We start from the raw sequence: 20,996 nt of genomic DNA on the forward strand, positions 1-20,996 counted from the left end.
CAAGTCCTCTTTCGAAATATATTCTGCTACAAATACCACTTTATCCCCTTTTCTTTAAATTTTTGATATAAAAGTTACTTGAATATTTTCTTTAGGTATAGAGCTTGTTATAACCTCTCCCCCCTTAAATTCATTTAAAATTTCTTTTAAAATATCCACAATCTCTTGCTTTGGTATATCCCCGATATCGCTTCTTATGGATTCTAGTTCATATATTATTCTAAATGGATTATCCGTATCTTTTTTACCGGTATATTCATTATGTATATTCCTCAGATCGATTTCTATATCTTTACCCTTGTAGTGCAAGATCCATATATCTTCGCCGCTATAGTTCATATCTCTAGGATCTCCGATAGTGATACTACATATTGAAAAAAGCCAAATACCTCTTTCTCGATCTATGCACCAACTTCTTGAATTTAAGTTTGCCCAATCAAGCTCACCCTGATAATACTTATTGCATATCTCATTGCATGGTTTTAGCAAATCGTATTTCTCGACATCCTCTTTTGAAATACGCTCTGTAATAAACGCCATTCTCTCCTCCTTAAGAATTTAAAATTTTAGGCTGCTTGCGGGTTATCGCCTTTTCTCCTTGCGACAAATCGTTTAGCCATTCGCGCGAATGGCTAAATATACGCCAAATTTCATCTTGCCGCACCGCGTAAATTTTAAAATTTCGTCGTCCGCGCGCACGAATAAAATTTTAAAATTCCACGCTGCATAACACGAGCGGACGAAATTTTACAAAATTTTACCGCCGCAAATCAAAGCGCAAATAAACGCGCTAGCGCACAGAAATCGCGCGAACTAACAAAAGTCGCGTTTGAATTTTATCGATAAATTTATGAATCCCGCCTATGCTTCGGCGGTTTCGTTTTCGTCGATTACGGCTTGCATCGTATCTCTGGCGTGCTGTAGCCAATCTTTATCGCTCGTGTCGAGCAGGTCTAGGTAGATGATTTTGACGTGTCCGCTGTGGACGGTGAAATCGTGAGAGTTTGCGATGTGCTGCGTGCCGATGAGTACCACGGGCTGGACGCGCAGACCGAGCTTGCTAACGATCGCTTTGGCACCGCTTTGGAATTGCAAAAGCTGCGTGCCGCGATGTCTAGTACCTTCGGGAAACATCGTGATGACGCGCCCTTCGCTCACGCGCTGCTGCACTTCATGCACGATCCGCACCAGATCGCGCGGATTTGAGCGATCGACTTGGATCATCTTCGGAAGAGTGATGATTTTGCCGATGATAGGGATGTCTGCGATCTCCTTTTTAGCGATCCAGCAGATATCGGCGGGATGGGTCTCTTCAAGCACGACGATATCCATTATACTTTGGTGGTTGGCGATTACTAGCTGCGCGCGCGGATCGGGGGTACCTATGATCTGGATATCGTATCCAATGCCGTAGCGCTGGAAGCGCCCCCAAATGCGGCGGAAGCGACGATGAGAGGAGTTTTTCACCGCCATAGCGATCACGACGCAAACGACGGTAAAAATAAACCAAATCGCGTAAAATAGCGCTCTAATCCTTGCTAAGCTCATCTTTTTTAACCCAGCCGATCTTGTTGCCGCCTAGCATAATTTTGTAAAAATCCTTATTCGTACCCAAAATTTCGACCTTTTCGGGATTTTTAGTCACGTAAAACACGGTGGAGCTTTGCATAGGCAAAATTCTAACCGGGGAATTTTGCGCGATGCTGCCCGTGCCGTATGGCCTTTGCGCGTAGAAATTTACTGCCAAAATCAGCACAGCAAAGATAAGCGGCGTGATATTTTTACTAAGCAGAAACATCACCAAAAGCACGGCAGCTAGCGTGTATATCGCGATCTGCTTATAGGCTTCAAACTTGCTCTCTTTCGGATTTAGACCGATCTGCGTGCTAAGATCCTCGGCGCGCGGATTAAGCTCAAGACCGAAATTTTCAAATTTTTTAGTATTAAGATTAAAATAGCTGAAGTCTAAATTTGTGATATTTTTATCCACGACGGCGAAATAATATCCGCTCTGACTTGCATATGTGCCGCGTACGGAGTCCACACCCTGCTTGATAATGGCTGGATTATCGATGCTAAAAGCGCTGATTGCGCCGTTTCGGATACCAAGATCGAGCGTGAGTAAATTTGAAGCGTCATCGAATTTGGTAGTTTTGTAGTTTTTAAGTTTCAGCTCGTCGGCTACGATATGCGAAAAATTAGGCTTCGTGTCAAGCTTCATAAATTCCGGATTATCAGGCTTGATAGAGCTTTTTTCAAAAAATTCTCCGTTACGCTGCAAAGTCAAAACGAGCTCATTTATCTTATCGCTCTTATCGCTTGCTGCAAACCACAGCGTCGTCTCAAACATCTCGTCACCCTCAATCCACGTAAGATTATCGGCATTAAGCCACTTCATACCATTGGTGCGGCTGATCTCTAGCTTTGGCTTAACGGTGATTTTCTGCCCTAGATACACGGCAAAATCAATCTTAAAAATTTGATTGCAATACACCTTTCTAGGCATCCCGCTGGCTTTTAGCGTAAGCTCTTTAGGCTTAATGTCCTGATAGACCTTATCGTCGGATACGTCCAGATCGACTTCGTTAGTAGGCGCCAAAGCCTTAAGATCGTCGATGCTTAGATTATCCATCGACATAACCTCTTTTTTATTATACTTCAGCATCACCTTGGAATTATCGCGCGTCTGCGGCTCGTCGGGCTTATCCTCAGCTTTTTTCGGCGCGTATTTACTTAGATCATCAAGCGAATCGATCTCAATCTCCGGCGCAGCAAACGCGAGCGTGCAGACACCTAAAATAGTAAGAATTTTTTTTAGCAAATTAAGCCTTTTAGCATTTTCTCTCCGTCCGTGCCGCCCAAAATAGGCTCTATAGCGCGCTCAGGATGCGGCATCAGGCCGAAAATCTTTTTGTTTTTATCGCAAATTCCTGCGATTGCGTCCACTGAGCCGTTCGGATTTAGATCCGCGCCATTTTCGTCGCAATATTTTAACAGCACGCAATCCTCGTCGTATAGCGACTTTAGCGTATCCTCAGGTGCATAATAGTTACCCTCGCCATGTGCGATCGGAATATTTAAAATTTCGCCCTTATCGCAACAGTGCAGAAATTTATTATCGTTTGAAACGACGCGCAAATTGTGAAATTTTGAGATAAAGCTTAAATTTATATTTTTATTCATCGCGCCTGCGAGCAAGCCTAGCTCCAAAAGCATCTGAAAGCCATTACAGATGCCTAAGATATAGCCGCCGCGCGTAGCATGAGCGAGAACCGCCTTCATCACTGGGCTAAATTTAGCAATAGCAGCCGTCCGCAGATAATCTCCGTGGCTAAAGCCGCCGGGAAGCACGATCAGATCGGCGTTTATGTAGGTTTCTTTATGCCAGATTATCTGCGTTTCGCAACCGAGCTTATCAAAGGCGTATTTGGTGTCGCGCTCGCAGTTGGTGCCGGGGAAATTTACGATCGCTACCTTCATATCACGATCTCGTAGTCTTCGATGACGGTGTTTGCCAAAATTTCATCGCACATTCTAGCGACATCGGCATAAATTTTATCCCTATCCTTGCCATCTAGCTCAAGGACGATCTGTTTGGCTACGCGCACATCTCGCACACCGCTAAATCCAAGCGAAGCGAGGGCGTGCAAAACCGCCTTGCCCTGCGGATCGAGCACGCCCTGCTTAAGCCTTACGTTTACGATCACCTTCATCGCTTATCCTAAAATTCTACGCAAGACCTCTTCGTAGGCCACTTTTACGCTACCAAGATCCTGCCTGAATACGTCCTTATCGAGCTTTTTATCGGTCTGTTTGTCCCAAAAGCGGCAGCTATCGGGGCTGATCTCGTCTGCAAGTAGGATATTTCCGTCCTTATCTCTGCCAAGCTCGATTTTGAAATCCACGAGCTTTAAATTTCGCTCGTCGAAAAATTTAATCAAAATTTCATTGATCTTGCGCGCGATCTTTTTGAGCTCGTCAAGCTCGCTTTGGCTCTTTACGGCGCCAAGCAGCAAGCAATGCTCGTCGTTTAGGATCGGATCGCCCAGCTCATCGTCTTTATAGCAAAACTCCACCAGAGCAAACGGAAGCTTCGTGCCCTCTTTGATGCCCAGGCGCTTTGTAAGCGAGCCGGTGGCGATATTACGAGCAATGATCTCAAGAGGGAAAATTTTACATTTTTTCACTAGCTGCTCGGTCGGGCTGATCGTCTCAACAAGCGCGGTAGCGATACCGTGCTTTTTAAGCAGATCAAAAATCAGCGTCGAAATTTTACAATTCAGCGCGCCTTTGCCACTCTCTTCGGCCTTTTTGACGCCGTTAAACGCCGTCAGCGAATCTTTAAATTCCGAGATCAAAAGGTCGTCACTTTCGTTAACCGACCACATCTTTTTGCCCTTGCCTTCGTAGATGAGCTCTTTTTTGGTAGCTTGCATCACACTCTCCTTACTTGATGTTTAGAATTTTTATCGCGTCTATTGCGGTTTTTAACTGGATATCGTTATTAATCTGCTCTGCTGTGATGAAATTTTTCTCATCCTTTTTCTGAGCATCTTTTTTCTTGGTCTCAACCTTGGCTAGCTCGCCTTGCAGGTGCTTTTTAAGATCGGCCTCTTTTAGCGAGAATTCATCCTCGTCGCGGCTCGGCACCTTGCCCGGCGCCACTATGAGATCAGGCGTCACGCCCACCGCTTGGATGGTGCGACCGCTTGAGAGATAGTAACGCGCTATGGTTAGTCGCAGAGCTTCTTTATCCTCTATCGGCAGGATCACCTGCACGCTTCCCTTGCCAAAAGTTTTTTCACCAACCAACACGGCGCGCTTTAGATCCTGAAGCGAGCCGCTTACGATCTCGCTCGCGCTCGCGCTGCCGCCATTAACCAAAACCACAAGCGGTAGATCGGTGATCTTCTTTTTAGGATCGGCGTTATGCGCTTCGGTTTCGTTTTTCGCGCGCCCTTTTTGAGAGACAATAAGACCTTTGCTGACGAATAAATTTACAAGCCCGATCGCTTGATCCAAAAGCCCGCCCGGGTTGTTTCGCAGATCTAAAATAATGCCCTTGGCGTCTTTGTGCTCTTTTATAAATTTGCTCGCGTCTGAAACTACGTGCTGATCGAAATTCGTAACGCGCAGATATAAAATTTTATCATCCTCGATCATCTTGGCATAGACCGATTCTACTTTGATTATATCGCGTATGATCTCGACGTCGAAAGGCTTACTAACACCCTTGCGCACGATCGTTAGAGTGATTTTAGTTTTCGGCTTGCCGCGCATTTTTGAGACCGCATCGTCGATCGTGATGCCGAAAGTCGCGTTGCCGTCGATACGCAAGATCACGTCGTTAGCCTGAATGCCTTTCTTATCGGCAGGAGTCCCCTCGATAGGCGAGATGACGGTCAGAGCGCCGTCTTTCATACCCACCTGAATTCCAAGCCCGCCGAACTCGCCCTCGGTCTGGACTTTCGTGTCGTTAAACGCCTTTTCGTCCATATAGCTTGAGTGCGCGTCGAGGTTATTCATGAGCCCCGAGATCGTCTTATCCACGAGCTCCGAGAAGGTCATCTCATCGACATAATTGTTTTCGACGATCGCAAGCGTTTTGGTAAGCTTAGCTAGTGCCTCCAGACGCGTTTTTTCGCTGTCTGGTTTTTTAGTCGCATTGACCTCTCTGGCTTGTAAATTTCCGGTAAAAAAACTAACGCCTAAAAATAGAGAAAATATGAATCCCAAGCCGAAGAAGAGGTGTTTTTGTCGCAAAGTTTATCCTTGAAAGTAAAATGGAGTGAATTTTATAGAAAATTGGCTAAAAATAAGGTAAATTTCATACGAAATTTGCGCGTTTACAGATAAATTTAAGGCGAAAATTTTAAAATCTCACTAAAAAACCTTGACATAAAGACACTAAAGTTATATAATGCAATCAACTTCAACTTTAGGAGAAAATTTATGAACGAAACTATTGAAATTTTAACCGATAAAATGCGCTCTCTGCTCGAAAGCAGCGTTTCTTTGGCGATCCATTCCAAAAATAGCGAAGTGGGCGTATTGCACATGCTCTGGGCTTTGGTAGCCGACAGCGGCTCGGTGTTAAATCAAATTTTTAATAAATTTAGTATCGAAAAGACCGCAGTCGAGCTTGAGATCAAAAGTGAAATTTCAAATTTGTCGACCAGCTCAAACGTCACGAAGGAAAACGTTCGAATCTCGCGCGAGCTGATGAACTCGCTAGAGCTCGCAAAAGGGCTGATGACGAGCTCGGGCGATAAATTTATCGCCGTAGATACCTGGCTGATCGCAAATTTAAACGCCGATCCGCTAAAGAAAATTCTATCTAAATTTGCAGATCTTAGCGAGATCAAAAAGGAGCTGGAGGCGCTTCGCGGCGGCAAAAGTATCGATTCGCAAACCGCCGACGAGACGCTTGAGGCGCTTAGTAAATTCGGCGTCGATCTCACCGCCAAGGCAATCGCGGGCGAGCTCGATCCGGTCATCGGCCGCGACGAGGTGATCTCGCGAATGATGCAAATTTTAATCCGCAAGACGAAAAATAACCCTATCCTGCTCGGCGAGCCGGGCGTGGGAAAAACCGCAGTCGTCGAGGGTCTTGCGCAGCTAATCGCCAAAAAAGAGGTTCCGCTTAGCCTGCAAAACAAACGTGTCATCGCGCTTGATATGAGTGCGCTGATCGCGGGCGCGAAGTATCGCGGCGAATTTGAAGATAGGCTCAAAGCCGTCATAAACGAGGTCGTAAAAGCCGCGAACGTCGTGCTTTTCATCGATGAAATTCACACCATCGTAGGCGCAGGCGCAAGCGAAGGCTCGATGGATGCCGCAAACATCCTAAAGCCCGCCCTTGCGCGCGGCGAGCTGCACGCTATCGGCGCTACGACGCTGAAAGAGTACCGAAAGTATTTTGAAAAAGACGCCGCGCTTCAGCGCCGTTTCCAGCCCGTAACGGTCGCGGAGCCTAGCGTGAGCGAGGCTACGGCGATCCTGCGCGGCATAAAGGAGCGGCTAGAGGTGCATCACAACGTCACCATCACCGATAGCGCGCTTGTAGCGGCTGCAAGGCTAAGCGACCGCTACATCAGCGATAGGTTCTTGCCCGATAAGGCGATCGATCTCATTGACGAAGCGGCGGCGGAGCTTAAAATGCAGATCGAAAGCGAGCCAAACGAGCTTGCCAAGGCTAAGCGTGACATCCTCACGCTTCAGGTCGAAAAGGAAGCCCTTAAGATGGAGGATGACGGCAAAAACGACGAGAGGCTCGCGCAGATCGATAAAGAGATCGAAAATTTAACCGAGCAGAAAAATGCGCTTCAGGCTAAATTCGAAAATGAAAAGTCCGTATTCGGCGGCATCAGTGAGGCTAAAAAAGCAATCGACAGCCTCAAAAACGAAGCGAGCTTAGCAAGACGCAACGGTGATCTTAGCAAGGCTGCCGAGATCGAATACGGCAAGATCCCCGCCGCGCAGGCGAAGGTTAAGGAGCTTGAGGCGAAGTGGGACGCGATGAAAGAAAACGGCGTGCTTTTGCGAAACCGCGTGGACGAGGAAAGCGTGGCTGAAATTTTAAGCAAGTGGACGGGCATCTCGGTAAGCAAAATGCTCTCCTCCGAAAAGGAAAAATTCCTCCACATCGAGGAGCACTTAAAAGAAAGCGTCGTGGGGCAGGATGAGGCGCTGCACTCTATCGCTCGCGCCGTCAAGCGCAATAAAGCGGGGCTCGTAAACGAAAACCGCCCGATCGGAAGCTTTTTGTTTTTAGGCCCTACCGGCGTCGGCAAGACCGAGAGCGCGAAGAGTTTAGCTAGGTTTTTATTCGACGATGAGCGGGCGATGATCCGCTTTGATATGAGCGAGTATATGGAAAAACACAGCGTCTCGCGCTTGCTTGGCGCGCCTCCGGGATATGTGGGCTATGATGAGGGCGGGCAGCTTACCGAAGCGGTGCGCAGAAAGCCCTACTCCGTGCTGCTTTTTGACGAGATCGAAAAGGCGCACAAGGACGTTTTTAACATCCTGCTTGGAATTTTAGACGACGGGCGCGCGACCGATAACAAGGGCGTTACGGTCGATTTCAAAAATACGATCATCATCCTAACGAGCAATATCGGCTCAGCTAAGATTATGGAGCTTGACGCCAAAAATGCGGACAAGCCGCGCGAGATCGCGCTTGCCGAGCGAGAGGAGGCGGTAAAGAGCGAGCTGAAGAATTATTTCAAGCCCGAATTTATCAACCGCCTGGACGATATCGTGATCTTCAACGCCCTAAGCGAGGACGATCTTATAAAAATCGTGGGCATTATGTTTAAAAGCCTGCAAAAAACGCTAGCAAATCGCGGCATTAACGCAAGCCTAAGCGAAAATGCCAAAAAGCTCATCGCCTCGGCGGGCTTTGATATCGAATACGGCGCAAGACCGCTACGAAGGGCGCTCTACGATCTGGTGGAGGATAAGATCGCCGATATGATCCTAAGCGACGAGATCAAAACGGGCGATCGGATCGAAATCGGCGCGCGTGACGGCGAGATCGAGATAAAGAGAGTGAAGTAAAATCGGGCGGAATTTATCCTGTAGGGTAAATTCCGCGCTTTGGTGGAGTAAATTTGGCGAGGTAAATCTAATACTTTATTAATTAATATAAATTGAGCGGGTAATCTATCCCCTTGGGAATTGAAACCGATGCAAAGGAAAGGGAGAGGGCTAGACAAAGCGCGTAGAATTCCATCCCGTTGGGAATTGAAACAGCTCAACTATCGCGTCAAGTCTATTGAAGATCGGGTAGAATTCCATCCCGTTGGGAATTGAAATGCTGTATTTGAGATTTCATATTTTTCTCTCCTGTAGGAGCATTTAATAGAATTTATCGAGCCGAATCCTGCTCGATAAAATTTTTACCAAATAAAATTCTGGACTTGAAATTTTAAAATTTTATCGAGCAAGGCTCCGCATCTCAGAGCTTAGAATTTCAAATTTAAGAAACAGTGACTTTGAGCTGCAGGATTCAAAAGCGCAAGGATTTTAGATCATAAAATTTTGAAAGGTCGATAGGATTAGAATTTTAAAATTCGAAGTCAATGATCGAAATTTCGGACTTCGAAACTTAAAATTTTAAATCTGAGGCGGGAGCGAATTTAAGATCGTTTCAAAATTTGCCCCTTTTAAATTTCCATTTCTCAAGCTCTATTCATAAAATTTTACGTATTAATTTACGCAAAATTTATCCAAACAAAAACGATCTCATAAGCTTATCCGCATTAAATTTTATCACCTCTTTTTAGAATAAAAACCGCCACGGACGCAATTATTAGTGATGATAAAGCGCTTATCATCATTATATTAAAATTAAAATTTGAGCGATCAAACAGATGTCCCAACCAAGTCAAATCGGCTTTTGCTAGGATTATCACAGCTAGCGAATAAGTATAAAATAGACTTATAAAAAATGCAGATGCGCCGGATATTTTATCCAGTAGAATAAAAGCCTTTATTTTAGAAAATACGAAGCAGCAGATGATTAGAGGCAAAATTACCGTCGCGCAAAATAGATACAATACCATAGCGCCGAAAATATCGCTTTCACTATCGCTCGCCTCTTCGTGCCACGTTAGTTCAAAAGCTTTCATAACGATAGAAAACGGATTCGCGATATCGTAACCGCTATACTCCGCCAAAAAAACCGCGTCTATGCTGGCAAATATAACGCCCAAACAATCTATTGTAAAAAAGAGTAAGGCGATCCAGAATAAAATTCTCACCCCTTTTAGCTCAAAACATTTTTTAATGAACTCTTTTATCACCCTAGCCCCTAATTTATAGCTTTTAAGATCAATTTGACTTTTATATCGCGTTTCATTTCGGTACTTTTAAAAACACTTTGTCGTAATTTATCATCAAAATTTAAGCTTTGGCTGCTGTCGTCTATCTTGCCCGTTGCGATCGTAAGCTAAAATTTTAATTCTACTTATTCACCTAATTTGATACCGTTAAAATTAGAATTATTTTTTATCCTTATCAAAAAATTTTGAATTGTAGTTAGTTAAAGATATCATCAAGGTTCGCTTATTGAAAGGAACTTTACCGAATCTATCAACAAGTGATTTATTCTGTTTTACTGATATCATAGTACCGTTATCATCAAAAATATAGTATTTTTTTATCCCTAAGAAATTTAAGCATTGAAAGATAATTATAAATATAAAGTTTATGATGATAGCCATTGCAAGATTTGTTATATACGTAAATTTATCCATCAAAGTTTTACTATCAAGTTTTGCAGTTTCTCCAAAACATGGAAAGTATGAATACGTTATCTTTGTATGCTCCGTAAGCTGGATTTTTAGAACCTTAAAATTCCCCGCGAAATCCACATAATCGCATTCTATTATTTTTTCAAAAATTCTAATTTGTAAGTCATTTACCAGCATACCTTTTAGCATTGCAAAATCTCCAAAAATCGTTTTGAAAAATATAAATATGCAAAGCGCTAGCTCTCCTTTTCTCAAAATACTGCTAAAGAAACTTTCAATAGGAAAAATAGATCTAATGGCGAACACTAATGCGAATATCAGGAAAAAAATTGCTACTGTTAATCTACTTTTTAGCAAATAGTCGTTCTTTATCACTATCGGCTCTTTGTCGTAATCTCGCATAGAATTTCCCCATTTTTATAAAAAGATATTTTGGCGTATTCTACCGCCTTATTCTTATGGTGCATTTAAAATTTAAAATCGCTTTGCCCTACCCAATTTTATGGTATTTTGCCGCTCTAAATTTTAAAATTTCAAGTCCGCGAAGGACGAGTAGAATTCTAAAATTTTATAATTTTAAAATTCCATCTTACTTCGTCTTCTTTGCGCTGTCTTTGCTAGTCGTTGCATTTGCGTCGATGTAGCCCATCTGAGCGAGCTTTTCGTAGATTTGCATGATGACGGGACCTGCCGCGCTTCCGCCGCCGCCTCCGTGTTCTACGAGCACGGTTACGGCGTATTGCGGCTTGTCATACGGCCCGAAGCTCGTCATCCAGGCGTGCGAGCGGTGGAAGTAGTCCATATCGGCCTCTTTCATTCGCTTTTTGGTGGTCTGCGAGATGCCTACGACCTGCGCGGTTCCCGTCTTGACCGCTAGAGGCACTACTGCGGTATGGATAAGCTTGTAGGCGGTGCCTCCGTCGGGGTTGTTGCCGACCTCATACATCCCGCGTCGTACGAGGGGCAGCTGCGCCTTTTCTTTCGGCGTGAAAAGCTCGGTAGGGGCAAATTCCACCGGCTTGCCGTCGATGCTTTTTAAAAAATGCGGCGTGATAGCCTTGCCCGAGGCGATCTGCGCGGTGTTTTTCGCCACCTGCATAGGGGTGACGAGCACGTCGCCCTGGCCGATCGAGGCATTGACCGTCTCACCCTGATACCACGCGCGCTTAAATTTCTGCATTTTCCAGGCCTTATTAGGCATCGTGCCTACAAACTCATTGGGTAGATCGACGCCCGTTTTGCTACCGAAACCCAGACGCTGCAGATACGCGGACATATAGTCGATCCCCACCAGCAGCGAGCCTTCGTAAAAATACACGTCGCAGCTGCCCTTGATCGCCTCTACTAGGCTCACGCGGCCGTGACCCCAGCTCTTCCAGCAGCGGAATTTTCGCCCCCCTAGCTCTATCGTGCCGCTGCAAAACACGCTCCAGTTCTCGTTGATCTTGCCGCTGTTTAAAAAGCTCATCCCTACAGCCATCTTAATGACCGAACCGGGCGGATAGAGGCCATTTACGAGCTTATTCGTAAACGGATGGCGCGGGTCTTTTATCAGCTCGTCCCACTGCGTCTGCGAAATTCCGCCCACGAAGGTGTTAAGATCGTACTCTGGGAAGCTGCCCGCCGCGATGATAGCGCCGTCGCGCAGATCCATCACGATCGCTACGCCGTCCTTGTCTTTAAAAATTTCCTCGAGGTATTTTTGCAGCTCAAGATCGATGGTAAGGGAGATTTCGCTGCTGCTGGGCTCCTGCATCGAGATCTCCTCTACGACCTGATTTAGCGCCGTAACCTTCGTCTTGCGCTCGCCCTTGCTGCCCTGCAAAAGCTCGTTATAATACCCCTCGACGCCGCTTCTGCCGTTGTATCCGGTAAGCGCGCTTAGAGGGTTGTTTTGGATATCTTTTTTATTGGCGCGGCCTACGTAGCCGATGATATGAGAAGCAAGCGCGCCGTAAGGATAAAAGCGCTGCGAAGCGGGCGAAATTTTAATATTTTCGTGCAGGCTTAGGCTTGCAAAATGCTGTATCGTGACGTTGTAGTCCAAAAACGGTACGACTTCGATAAAGTCTTGGTTGTAAGCGGAATTTGCGTCCTTGTAGCTCTTGCTCATCGCAGTGACGTTGAGATCTTTGAAGTAGCGCGAGATGTTATTTAGCTCGCTTTGCAGCGCGGCGTCTTTTAGGTGCGGCGCGATCGATAGCGAAAAGCCGAGATTATTTATCGCGAGCGGGCGGCCTTTGGCGTCTAAAATTTGACCGCGCACCGGCGGGATGTATTCGGTAGAGATGACGTTGTTTTTAGCGACCTGCTCGTAGAATTCGTTTGATTTGATCGAAAGATAATAGATTCTCACCAAAAGCATGCTAAAAAATAGTATCACAAATACGAATACAAACTTTAGCCTCATACCAGCCGCCCCTTAAAAAAGAGCAAAGCAAGCAAAATTTCAATCACGATGTAATTTAAATACTCGCCGCTTAGGGGCAGATACTCGCTCTTTTTGATCGCAGAAATCGCGTTGCTCGTGACAAAGACCAAAACATAGCTGATCATCACGTAAAAGCAGATCAAAAAATTTCTAAATTTAATATATTTAAATGAGTTTTCATAGACCACGAAATAAAATATACAATACGCGATAGCCACGCTAAATAGGTTAAATCCGTGGATCTGCTCGGCGCAAAACAGATAAAAAATAGAGAAAAACCAGGTAAAGCCGAACTTTTTAAATTTCACGTCGTTTTCGTATTTTTGCACCACCATCGCCGTGAAAAAAAATCCGATCAGCGGCGGCAAGCCTCTATACACTGCACTTAGAAGCAGGTAGAAAAGAACTCCCGCGCTAAAAAGCGTGTCCGCTATAAGGTATAGATAAGTGCGATTTCGTTGCATACCGGAAACTTTTTGCATTTAATACAATCGGCCCAAATTTTTTGCGCGGGCAGCTCGTCCTTTGGGATTTCGGTAAACCCCAGCCGCTCGAAAAATTCCTTTTGATAGGTGAGCGTAAATACGCTTTTTAGCCCGTAAAATCTCGCTTCACCGAGCAGCTCGTTTACGATAGCTCTGGCAATGCCCCGCCTGCGAAACTGCGGAGCGACGATGAGCGAGCGCACCTCGGCAAGATCGGCGTTAAAAATTTTAAGCGAAGCAAAGCCCGCTAAAATTTCGGCTTCTTTTAGACACTGCGATTCGTGGGGCTGCGAACGTTCGGTTTGAGAAATGCCCGCGCTTTGCGAATATTCGCTCCGTAAAATTTGCTCTTTGCCCGCTTGCGCGCGACCCATTTGAGATACAGCTTGCAGCGCGCTATTTCGTGGCGCGCTATTTTGCGGCGTAGCTCGTTGCGGCGCAAAAATACCCGCGGCATTTTCGGCGGAATTTTCAGAAGTAATTTCGGCAAAATTTTCGGCGGAGCTTTGGATTAAATTTAAATCGGCATTGCATGCTAAATTTAAATCAGAATTCTCGGCTAAATTTAAATCGGAATTTTCTTTAGAATCAAAGCTCGTATCCGCCTTAGAATCGCAGCCGAACGCCAGCACGTATGAGCGGATATTGGCAGCTATCTCATCGCTTTCAAGCGGCAAGATCACGCCGTTTTGAACCTCCTCTTTTACGAGCTCCTGCATACGCGAAATGTCGCAAAGGCGCGCCTTTTTTAGCCGTATCATCTAAAATTTTCCCTAATCTTTGCGCGATCTTGGCGGCGCATTTTATATCCGCTGAATTTAATTATTTTGAAATTCTGCGCCGCAAAATTTAACGTATTTAAATTTAGAAATTTCATAATCCAAACGCCCCGCGTACGATGATCTCGCGCGCTTTTTGCAGCCCGCCGCCCTTTAGCGTAGAGACTAAAACCGCCTGCGGATCGTGCCTCAAAAGCTTTGCGCGCTCGCTTTGATTGAGCTTGTCGGCTTTGGTATAGAGCCTCACGACCTTTTGATCGCCGCGCAGAAAACTAGCGAGATAGTTTTGCAAATTTTTATCTATCGTAAGATCAAACTGCCTCGCGTCGATGAGATGGACGAAAAGCTTGATATTTAGGCGCTCTTTGATGAACTCGTCGAGATTTTTTTGCCAGATATAATGCAGTTTTTTAGAGACCTTAGCGTACCCAAACCCCGGCAGATCCACGAAGATCAAAGAGATATTTTCCCCCAAGCTCGCAAGATCCGAAAAGGCGGGGTTGCCCGCTAAGCTTAGCGCGGATCTGCCTGTAAAATTTAATTCGGAGCTTTGCGCGGAATTCGGCGCGAAACCCGCCGCAGGATCTGTCTCGCGATCCGATCTAAAATCCGCCGAAGCGCTTTTTAAATTTAAAACGCAAACTTGCTTTAAATTTCGCTCAGACGCCGCAGCCTCCGCGTGATCTTGCGCGCAATTTGCAGCCGAGCTTAAAGCCTCTTTGCTTGCTAGATCAAGCGGCGTTTCATTTTGCGAGCCGTCCGAGTCTGCGGCAAGCTTTTGTTTAAATTTAACTTCAAAGAAATTTATCAGCTGCGTTTTGCCCGGCGTCGAGCTTGATTTGGCTAGATTTTTGCGCCCGGTAAGCGCGTTTATCAGGCTGCTTTTGCCGACGTTGGAACGCCCCAAAAACGCCACTTCGCTCATCGCAAACTCGGGCGCACCCGCGATATTTGCGGCGGAAGTGATAAACTGCGCGCTGCTAGGATAGATCATTTGTTTTGATCTTCTACCTGAAAGATCAGACGCACGGGCTTTTTCTCGCCGCCGCCGCTTTTTACTTCGTAGGTGCCTTTTTGGCGATTTACGATGATCTTATCGCCGTAAACCTCCTTTTTAGTCTCGGCCTCGTGCAGATAGGCGTTGTTTTCGAGCGTGTAAGCCTCGATGGTCGGATCGTAGGTCAGCACGCCGCCCTTGCCGTCGTAATGCTTTTGATTGAGTAAAATTTTAAAATTTGCATTTCCCGTCGCGACGTATTTGGTAGGCTGGCGCTTGGCGTCGAAGTAGATCGTCACTTTATCAGAATTTAGCGTATCATAAGCGCCCTTTTTGATGCGAACGTTGCCTGTCAGCACGCTGATCTGCTTGATCTCGTCGGCGAAAAAATTATCCGCCGTGACCTCGACCTGCTCCTGCGCGGCGCTAAGAGTAGTCGCGCCAAAGCCCGCAATTAGCGCGGCTGCGAGTATTAGTTTGTAGAGTTTTGATCTTTTATTAAATACCATGCGTGGATTCCTTTTGAGTTTGTTTGTTTGGTTTTAGTATAGTAGCTGATGCTTGCGCCCGTGATGCGGTCGCCGCCTTGGCGCAACACGTACGGCACGTCGGAGCGGACGATCTTGCTGCTCGTATCGTAGATGATCTCTTGCGCAGTGTAATCAAAGCCTCTGCTATTTACATAGTGCGCGTCGCCGTTAAATTTTATCAGCTCGCCTGCGCGCGTCGCGGTCTTTGAAACCAAAGTGTGATTTAGATCCGCGCTAATCTCCTCGGCTTTAAAATTTACAAACTCGTCGCGATCCTTATAGCGAGTGCCGCTGTCCGCGGTAAATTTAGCATCCACGCGCTCGCCGATTTGATAATCGACGATCTTTTTCATCTCCATATTCGCAATGCTTAGATCCTGCCTAAACATATCGCTAAAATACGGCGTCTGCACGCTTAGAAACACCATCGCGACGCAAAAGATCGCAATCGCGACGTAGAAAATTTTTATCACCATCGCTAGGCTCCTTTTGATCTACGCAGAATTTTGCCCCTCGCGCACGCTTGCGAAACTACAGCCATTTGCTATTCCACTCTTCGCGCATGCCGTTTTTATCGACGAGCATTTCGATCATCTCGCGCACCGCGCCGCAGCCGCCGTTTTTGCTTAGCGTGACGTTCGCTTTTAGCGAGCTTAGCGCATCGGCGGGCTTAAAGCTGATCGCGACCGCATTTAAAAGCTTCGCGTCGTTTATATCATCGCCGATCGCAGCGGCCTCATCGAAGCTTAGGTTTAAATTTTTTAAAATTTGCTCCGCCCTTGAGAGCTTGTCTTTTTCGCCTTGAAAGAGCGTATCGATCTTCAGCTCGCGCGCGCGGTTTGCGACGATTTGCGAGCTTTTGCCGGTGATGATCGCGACCTTTAGCCCCAGCCGCTGCCACTCCTGGATGCCGAACCCGTCTTTTACGTTAAATTTCTTCATCTCTTCGCCGCCGTTTGAATGATACAGCCCGCCGTCGCTAAGGCAGCCGTCTACGTCTAAAAATATGATCTTTATCACTTCGTTTTCCGTTTTTTGAAATTTTGTGATTTTAACGAAATTTGGCTGAATTTTTAGCAAACGGCGTATAAATTTAAGCCGCGATCTTAGCCCTTAATCGGCACGTAGCCGCTATTTTCGATGATACTTTGCCCCTGCGGCGAAAGGATCCAATCTATCAAGATGCGGATATTTTCGTTTTTGTTGTTTTCATCGTAAACCGCGTAAATTTCGGCTACGAGCGGATATTTGCGGCTAGCGATATTTTCTTTATTCGGATACGCGCCGTTTAGGCTAAGCATCTTCACGCCGCCGTTTTGCACGATCCCCTCGACGTAATAGCGAAACGAAAAGCCGATCGCGCTACCGAAAAAGCCCGTGATCTTGCGCTTAGGCTGCGTCTCGCCCATAAATTTTAAAAACGCGCTCTGGCTGCCGCTACCCGCGTTTCGCTGCACGGCATCTATTCGCATGCGCTCGCCGCCCAGCTGCGACCAGTCGCTATATTGCCCCGAATAAATTCCTCGCACCTGATCCACGGTTAAATTAGATACTTTGTTATTCGCATTTACGATAAAGACGAACGCCTCCAGCCCGATCGGCACAAAGCGCAAGTTCGCTCCTTTTTCGCGCGCATAATCGAGCTGCTGCTTCGAAGGTGCGGCGACGAAAATGAGATCCACCTCGCCGTCGCTTATGGCCTTGTAGGCGCCTCGGGTATTGCTAAATTTAAGCCTGCTAGCATTGGTAAAATTTTGCCCGTCAAATTCCACGCTGTCCTTCGGATAGTTCGCCGCTACGAATGCCGAAAATACCGGATATAGCGCGGCTGCGCCGTCGATTATCGGCAGATCGCCGCTAAGTTTTAAGCTAGAACTAACACGCACGATCTGCGAGTCCTGCTCAAACGGCAGAAATTTATGCAGCTCGATCGATTTAGCCTGCATCTCGGCGCTGCTTTGATTTACGTATCGCTTCACGACGAGGCTGTAAAACGCAAAATCGAAAGCCGCCAAGCTAAGCAGCAGCAAAATGACGATAGATCTGCGCTTCATCTTAGTTGCCGTTCGCGATATAGGAGATGATCGAGCATTTGCTATGCAGATACAGTGCCGCTGCGACTAGTGCGCAAACGCTGATCGCCCACGCCGTAAATATTACGGCGATCGTTTTTTGAAAAATTTCATCGCTCATTTTGCGCCTCACATATGCGCAAGCGCGCTATTAAGCAGCCATAAAAAGCCCATTAGGACAGCTAAAAAAGTTATGAACGAAAAAGCAGAGAGAATCAGCAAATTTCTAATTCTTCTACGGCGCTCAGCCGTGCTTTTAGCAGATCTAATAAATTTTACTAAACTTACAATTAGCCAAATGAGCGAAACTACCGGTAGCCCGGTAAAAACCAAGGTAAGTATAGAAAAAGGATCGAATAGCCACTGAGAATATATGAGTGGAGCAAAAGCGCATGCAAACACAACCACCGAAATAATTAGAAATTTTTTATCTCTTTTATGGCGCTCCGGATCGTCTTTTGATCTGATAAATTTAATCAAACACACGATAAGCCAAACAAAGCAGATCAAAAACAGCACATTTAAAATCTCCATAAGCGATCCGAAATTATTCATTTTTTACCTTTAAATTTTAATATGCAAAGCGGCGGTTTAGCGCTTCGGCAGTGCGAAATTTCATATAGCATAGTTCGCGGTTTTCGCGGCGGACGCAAATGCACCGCCAGCGGTCTTAATAAAGCGGCGTGCTTTGCTCGAGCAATGGCGAAATTTTGCAAATTTCAAGCAGCGGCGAGAGTAAAATTTCAAACGCCGATAAAATTACAAAACCGCGAATTGCCAATTTTGTTAAATTTAGCGCGCATTTATCGCTATAAAACGCCCTTGGTGCTAGGCACGCCGGCGCGCTCGTTGATACTTATCGCGCGACGGAATGCGACGGCAAACGCCTTAAACGCGGCCTCTGCGACGTGATGTAGATTTTCGCCGCGGATCTGGCATAGATGCAGCGTTAAATTTGCGTTGAAAGCCAGAGCGCGGAAAAATTCCTCCACGAGCTCGGCATCGAATTCGCCGATCTTGCCGCGCTTTAGGCTCGGACAATCAAATACCAAAAACGCGCGGTTGGAAAAATCAAGCGCGGCGCTTACGGCGGCTTCATCCATCACGACGACGCTATCGCCGAAGCGCTCGATGTTTTGCGCGGGATAGATCGCCTCTTTGATCGCGCTTCCGAGCACGATGCCGCAGTCCTCGACGCTGTGGTGAAAATCGACCTGTAAATCGCCCTCGCAGCGCAGGTTCAGATCAATCCACGCGTGCTTGGCAAATGCACTAAGCATATGATCGAAAAAACCGATGCCCGTTTGTATCTGCGCCGCGCCGCGCCCGTAAAGCTCAAAATCCAGCGAGATGTCCGTTTCTCGCGTCGTTCTGTTTTTACTTATCATCGCCAAATTCCTTCGAAGTGAAATTTAGCTGAAAATCTAGCGAAATTTCACTAAATTTGGGTTAAAATTTCAGCTAATTGTTCGGAATTTACGCTGCCGATCTGGCGCAGGTTCGCAATCTCGGCGCCCTCTTTAAAAAATAGAATCGTAGGCGGGCCGAATACGTTGAAATGCGCTTTTATCGCTCTGTTTTGCTCGCTATCTTCGCTAAGATCGATCTTTAAGAGGCTAAATTTATCAAGAGCGCCAGCAAGAGCGGGATCTGCAAACGCTCGCTCGCTCTGCTCGCAATTTTTACACCAGCTAGCCCAAAAATCCACTATCATGGGCTTTTTGGAATTTTCTATTTCGCCCTGTAGCTGTGCAAGATCGCGCACAAACGAAAAATGCACGCCGCCAAAATTTTGAGTGCTAGAAATTTCGCCCGCTTGCAAGCTCTCGCCGCCCAAGCCGCCGCTGGAATATCTCGTGCTTTGCGGGATTAGATTACCAAGCGGTCTGGAAAAATCTTTCGCGCCGCTGGCAAAGCCCGCGAGTAGCAGCGCCGAATATAGCGCGATCACAAGAGCCAAAGCGCGCTTTATCCCGCCCGCGCCGCCGTCAAATAGCCCCAAAAATCCTGCGAAGATCGCGCCCAAAACCGCATAAATCAGCAGGCTTAAATTTTCGCCGATGAGCGTGCGCGAAATCCACACTGCCGTAAAAAGCAACAAAAAGCCGAAAATTTTAGGCACCGCCTCCATCCAAGCTCCGGGTCTAGGCAGTGCGCCGCCGAGCCCCACCACAAGCAGTAGCGCGCCGCTTCCGAGCCCCAGCGCAAAAAGAGCCGCCGCGCCCAGCAAGACGTTGCCGCTGCCCGCAATATAAACGAGCGCGCCCGCAAGCGGAGCGGAGATGCACGGCGATACGACGAGCGCCGAGATAAGCCCCATCGAAAAAACTCCGATCAGGCCGCCAGCATTTTCGCTTTTGCTATTTAAGAAGCTTTGAAAGTGCGCAGGCAAGCGGATCTCATAAAATCCAAACATAGAAAACGCGAGCGCGGCGAATATGAGCGAGGTTAGGATCAGCGCGAGCGGAGTTTGTAGCAGGCCTTGTAAATTTTGCCCAAAAACCGCCACGAATGCCCCTAAAATCGCATACGAGCTCGCCATCCCGAAAATATACGCGAGGCTTACGGCTAGGCTTTTTTTCGCGCTCGGCTTCGAGGAAGTTTTCGCCACGATGATCGACGAGAGGATCGGGATAAGCGGATAGACGCAAGGGCTTAGCGAAAGCAGCACGCCGTAACCAAAAAACAGCGCGATCGCCGCGATGAAGCTTTTGCTGCCAAGAACGTTTAAAATTTTATCCTGTTCGGAGATGGGATTTGCGCCGCGAGAAGTTTTTTGCGCGGAGGTTTCGTCGGAATTTACCGCAGCGCTTTCCGCCGAGCTTGCCGCGGAATTTCCCGCTGCGTGCGAGTTTGCCAAGGAATTTGCCTCTGTGCCCGAAGCAACGGCATTGCTTTTAAAATTTACAGCCCCGCCTTGTGCGCTGTATGCGGCAGAAATCTGCGCGGAATTTGCGCCGCTTCGGTATCTTTTCAGCTCGGAGTTTGAAATTTTACTGATCTCATAGCCCTCCACCACGCGCTTGAAGCTAAAGCCGAACTGCTGCGGCTGGTAGCAAAAGCCCGACTTCGTGCAGCCCAAAAAATCGCCGTTAAGTACGAAATCATCGCTGTCTGCGGCATTTGCAAGTACGAGGCCTAAAGGCACGGCGATGCTAAATTTGCCCTCGTAAATTTTATAATCCTTGTATTCGGTCGCGGCGGGCAGATTTATTAAATTCGTCACCTCCGCACTGCCGATGAAAATTTTTATCTCGTTTTGATAGAGATAGACCCCGTCCGCGATATCAAAGCTTAACGTTATGCCATCGCTTTGCGCCGCCACGTTAAGCTTGAACGCATCGGAGGGTTTCAGGGGCTCGGCGCCCAAGCCTAAAAGAAAAAACGCTGCCAAAATCAGTGATCTGATCAAATTCTATCCTTTGAAATTTTTTCCTACATTC

General features: G+C 46.7%; 21 protein-coding genes and 1 pseudogene. 1 reads left to right on the forward strand and 21 read right to left on the reverse strand.

Features of this window, described 5'->3' with window-relative positions; translation table 11 throughout:
* Nucleotides 1–54: 54 nt before the first annotated feature.
* The 7 genes from Q0224_RS03190 to Q0224_RS03220 form a co-directional block, all read right to left on the reverse strand.
* Nucleotides 55–540, reverse strand: a complete 486-nt coding sequence (locus Q0224_RS03190; RefSeq protein ID WP_297949038.1) for a hypothetical protein — start codon at nt 538–540, stop codon at nt 55–57.
* Nucleotides 541–861: 321 nt separating this feature from the next.
* Nucleotides 862–1,548: a 1-acyl-sn-glycerol-3-phosphate acyltransferase gene (locus Q0224_RS03195; RefSeq protein ID WP_297949040.1), complete on the reverse strand. Its 687-nt coding sequence runs from the start codon at nt 1,546–1,548 to the stop codon at nt 862–864.
* Nucleotides 1,529–2,821: an SH3 domain-containing protein gene (locus Q0224_RS03200; RefSeq protein ID WP_297949042.1), complete on the reverse strand. Its 1,293-nt coding sequence runs from the start codon at nt 2,819–2,821 to the stop codon at nt 1,529–1,531. Before Q0224_RS03200 ends, Q0224_RS03195 begins: the two co-directional genes overlap by 20 nt.
* Nucleotides 2,815–3,480, reverse strand: a complete 666-nt coding sequence (gene purQ, locus Q0224_RS03205; RefSeq protein WP_297949044.1) for a phosphoribosylformylglycinamidine synthase I — start codon at nt 3,478–3,480, stop codon at nt 2,815–2,817. The genes Q0224_RS03200 and purQ overlap by 7 nt, the downstream gene beginning before the upstream one ends.
* Nucleotides 3,477–3,713, reverse strand: a complete 237-nt coding sequence (gene purS / locus Q0224_RS03210) for a phosphoribosylformylglycinamidine synthase subunit PurS (protein ID WP_297949046.1) — start codon at nt 3,711–3,713, stop codon at nt 3,477–3,479. Before purS ends, purQ begins: the two co-directional genes overlap by 4 nt.
* 3 nt (nt 3,714–3,716) lie before the next feature.
* Nucleotides 3,717–4,436, reverse strand: a complete 720-nt coding sequence (purC, locus tag Q0224_RS03215; protein ID WP_297896375.1) for a phosphoribosylaminoimidazolesuccinocarboxamide synthase — start codon at nt 4,434–4,436, stop codon at nt 3,717–3,719.
* Nucleotides 4,437–4,446: 10 nt separating this feature from the next.
* Nucleotides 4,447–5,736: a S41 family peptidase gene (locus Q0224_RS03220; RefSeq protein ID WP_366939502.1), complete on the reverse strand. Its 1,290-nt coding sequence runs from the start codon at nt 5,734–5,736 to the stop codon at nt 4,447–4,449.
* Nucleotides 5,737–5,952: 216 nt separating this feature from the next.
* On the opposite strand from Q0224_RS03220, the gene Q0224_RS03225 reads away from it, so the two are divergent.
* Nucleotides 5,953–8,562 (forward strand): AAA family ATPase, encoded by a 2,610-nt coding sequence (locus Q0224_RS03225; RefSeq protein WP_297949047.1) that lies wholly within the window; start codon nt 5,953–5,955, stop codon nt 8,560–8,562.
* A gap of 704 nt (nt 8,563–9,266) precedes the next feature.
* On the opposite strand, the gene Q0224_RS03230 is transcribed toward Q0224_RS03225, so the two are convergent.
* From Q0224_RS03230 to dsbD, 14 genes and pseudogenes are all read right to left on the reverse strand, one after another.
* Entirely contained in the window at nt 9,267–9,809 is a 543-nt protein-coding gene (locus tag Q0224_RS03230; RefSeq protein WP_297949048.1) for a hypothetical protein, read from the reverse strand.
* Nucleotides 9,810–10,007: 198 nt separating this feature from the next.
* Nucleotides 10,008–10,634: a hypothetical protein gene (locus Q0224_RS03235; RefSeq protein ID WP_297949050.1), complete on the reverse strand. Its 627-nt coding sequence runs from the start codon at nt 10,632–10,634 to the stop codon at nt 10,008–10,010.
* 214 nt (nt 10,635–10,848) lie between these two features.
* Nucleotides 10,849–12,669, reverse strand: a complete 1,821-nt coding sequence (mrdA, locus tag Q0224_RS03240) for a penicillin-binding protein 2 (protein ID WP_297949051.1) — start codon at nt 12,667–12,669, stop codon at nt 10,849–10,851.
* The gene (locus Q0224_RS03245; RefSeq protein ID WP_297949053.1) at nt 12,666–13,154 is read right to left on the reverse strand and encodes a hypothetical protein; all 489 of its coding nucleotides are present in this window, start codon (nt 13,152–13,154) and stop codon (nt 12,666–12,668) included. Before Q0224_RS03245 ends, mrdA begins: the two co-directional genes overlap by 4 nt.
* The gene (locus tag Q0224_RS10960; RefSeq protein ID WP_366939501.1) at nt 13,121–13,936 is read right to left on the reverse strand and encodes a GNAT family N-acetyltransferase; all 816 of its coding nucleotides are present in this window, start codon (nt 13,934–13,936) and stop codon (nt 13,121–13,123) included. Before Q0224_RS10960 ends, Q0224_RS03245 begins: the two co-directional genes overlap by 34 nt.
* Before the next feature lie 712 nt (nt 13,937–14,648).
* Nucleotides 14,649–14,948: pseudogene (locus Q0224_RS10965) on the reverse strand (GTPase); the annotation flags it as partial.
* Entirely contained in the window at nt 14,945–15,460 is a 516-nt protein-coding gene (gene lptA, locus Q0224_RS03265; RefSeq protein WP_297949056.1) for a lipopolysaccharide transport periplasmic protein LptA, read from the reverse strand. The pseudogene Q0224_RS10965 and the gene lptA, both read right to left, overlap by 4 nt.
* Nucleotides 15,424–15,957, reverse strand: a complete 534-nt coding sequence (gene lptC, locus Q0224_RS03270; RefSeq protein ID WP_297949057.1) for an LPS export ABC transporter periplasmic protein LptC — start codon at nt 15,955–15,957, stop codon at nt 15,424–15,426. Before lptC ends, lptA begins: the two co-directional genes overlap by 37 nt.
* A 55-nt stretch (nt 15,958–16,012) precedes the next feature.
* Nucleotides 16,013–16,501 (reverse strand): HAD family hydrolase, encoded by a 489-nt coding sequence (locus Q0224_RS03275; RefSeq protein WP_297949059.1) that lies wholly within the window; start codon nt 16,499–16,501, stop codon nt 16,013–16,015.
* Between the two features lie 86 nt (nt 16,502–16,587).
* Nucleotides 16,588–17,535, reverse strand: a complete 948-nt coding sequence (locus tag Q0224_RS03280) for a substrate-binding domain-containing protein (protein ID WP_297949061.1) — start codon at nt 17,533–17,535, stop codon at nt 16,588–16,590.
* A 1-nt stretch (nt 17,536) separates the two neighbouring features.
* Nucleotides 17,537–17,674, reverse strand: coding sequence for a hypothetical protein (locus Q0224_RS03285; protein WP_297949063.1), 138 nt, complete (start codon nt 17,672–17,674; stop codon nt 17,537–17,539).
* 8 nt (nt 17,675–17,682) lie between these two features.
* Nucleotides 17,683–18,108, reverse strand: coding sequence for a hypothetical protein (locus tag Q0224_RS03290; RefSeq protein WP_297949064.1), 426 nt, complete (start codon nt 18,106–18,108; stop codon nt 17,683–17,685).
* 254 nt (nt 18,109–18,362) lie between these two features.
* Nucleotides 18,363–18,941: an imidazoleglycerol-phosphate dehydratase HisB gene (gene hisB / locus Q0224_RS03295; RefSeq protein WP_297949065.1), complete on the reverse strand. Its 579-nt coding sequence runs from the start codon at nt 18,939–18,941 to the stop codon at nt 18,363–18,365.
* A gap of 50 nt (nt 18,942–18,991) precedes the next feature.
* Nucleotides 18,992–20,965: a protein-disulfide reductase DsbD gene (gene dsbD / locus Q0224_RS03300; protein ID WP_297949066.1), complete on the reverse strand. Its 1,974-nt coding sequence runs from the start codon at nt 20,963–20,965 to the stop codon at nt 18,992–18,994.
* Between the last annotated feature and the right edge of the window lie 31 nt (nt 20,966–20,996).

Source organism: uncultured Campylobacter sp. (assembly GCF_938002845.1).
Lineage (GTDB): Bacteria > Campylobacterota > Campylobacteria > Campylobacterales > Campylobacteraceae > Campylobacter_B.

What these genes read in the sequence shown, in the direction of transcription:
- Q0224_RS03190 (WP_297949038.1), bottom strand. Translation starts at nt 540, where the DNA reads ATGGCGTTTATTACAGAGCGTATTTCAAAAGAGGATGTCGAGAAATAC.
- Q0224_RS03195 (WP_297949040.1), bottom strand. Translation starts at nt 1,548, where the DNA reads ATGAGCTTAGCAAGGATTAGAGCGCTATTTTACGCGATTTGGTTTATT.
- purQ (WP_297949044.1), bottom strand. Translation starts at nt 3,480, where the DNA reads ATGAAGGTAGCGATCGTAAATTTCCCCGGCACCAACTGCGAGCGCGAC.
- purS (WP_297949046.1), bottom strand. Translation starts at nt 3,713, where the DNA reads ATGAAGGTGATCGTAAACGTAAGGCTTAAGCAGGGCGTGCTCGATCCG.
- purC (WP_297896375.1), bottom strand. Translation starts at nt 4,436, where the DNA reads ATGCAAGCTACCAAAAAAGAGCTCATCTACGAAGGCAAGGGCAAAAAG.
- Q0224_RS03225 (WP_297949047.1), top strand. Translation starts at nt 5,953, where the DNA reads ATGAACGAAACTATTGAAATTTTAACCGATAAAATGCGCTCTCTGCTC.
- mrdA (WP_297949051.1), bottom strand. Translation starts at nt 12,669, where the DNA reads ATGAGGCTAAAGTTTGTATTCGTATTTGTGATACTATTTTTTAGCATG.
- Q0224_RS03245 (WP_297949053.1), bottom strand. Translation starts at nt 13,154, where the DNA reads ATGCAACGAAATCGCACTTATCTATACCTTATAGCGGACACGCTTTTT.
- Q0224_RS10960 (WP_366939501.1), bottom strand. Translation starts at nt 13,936, where the DNA reads ATGATACGGCTAAAAAAGGCGCGCCTTTGCGACATTTCGCGTATGCAG.
- lptA (WP_297949056.1), bottom strand. Translation starts at nt 15,460, where the DNA reads ATGGTATTTAATAAAAGATCAAAACTCTACAAACTAATACTCGCAGCC.
- lptC (WP_297949057.1), bottom strand. Translation starts at nt 15,957, where the DNA reads ATGGTGATAAAAATTTTCTACGTCGCGATTGCGATCTTTTGCGTCGCG.
- Q0224_RS03280 (WP_297949061.1), bottom strand. Translation starts at nt 17,535, where the DNA reads ATGAAGCGCAGATCTATCGTCATTTTGCTGCTGCTTAGCTTGGCGGCT.
- Q0224_RS03285 (WP_297949063.1), bottom strand. Translation starts at nt 17,674, where the DNA reads ATGAGCGATGAAATTTTTCAAAAAACGATCGCCGTAATATTTACGGCG.
- Q0224_RS03290 (WP_297949064.1), bottom strand. Translation starts at nt 18,108, where the DNA reads ATGAATAATTTCGGATCGCTTATGGAGATTTTAAATGTGCTGTTTTTG.
- hisB (WP_297949065.1), bottom strand. Translation starts at nt 18,941, where the DNA reads ATGATAAGTAAAAACAGAACGACGCGAGAAACGGACATCTCGCTGGAT.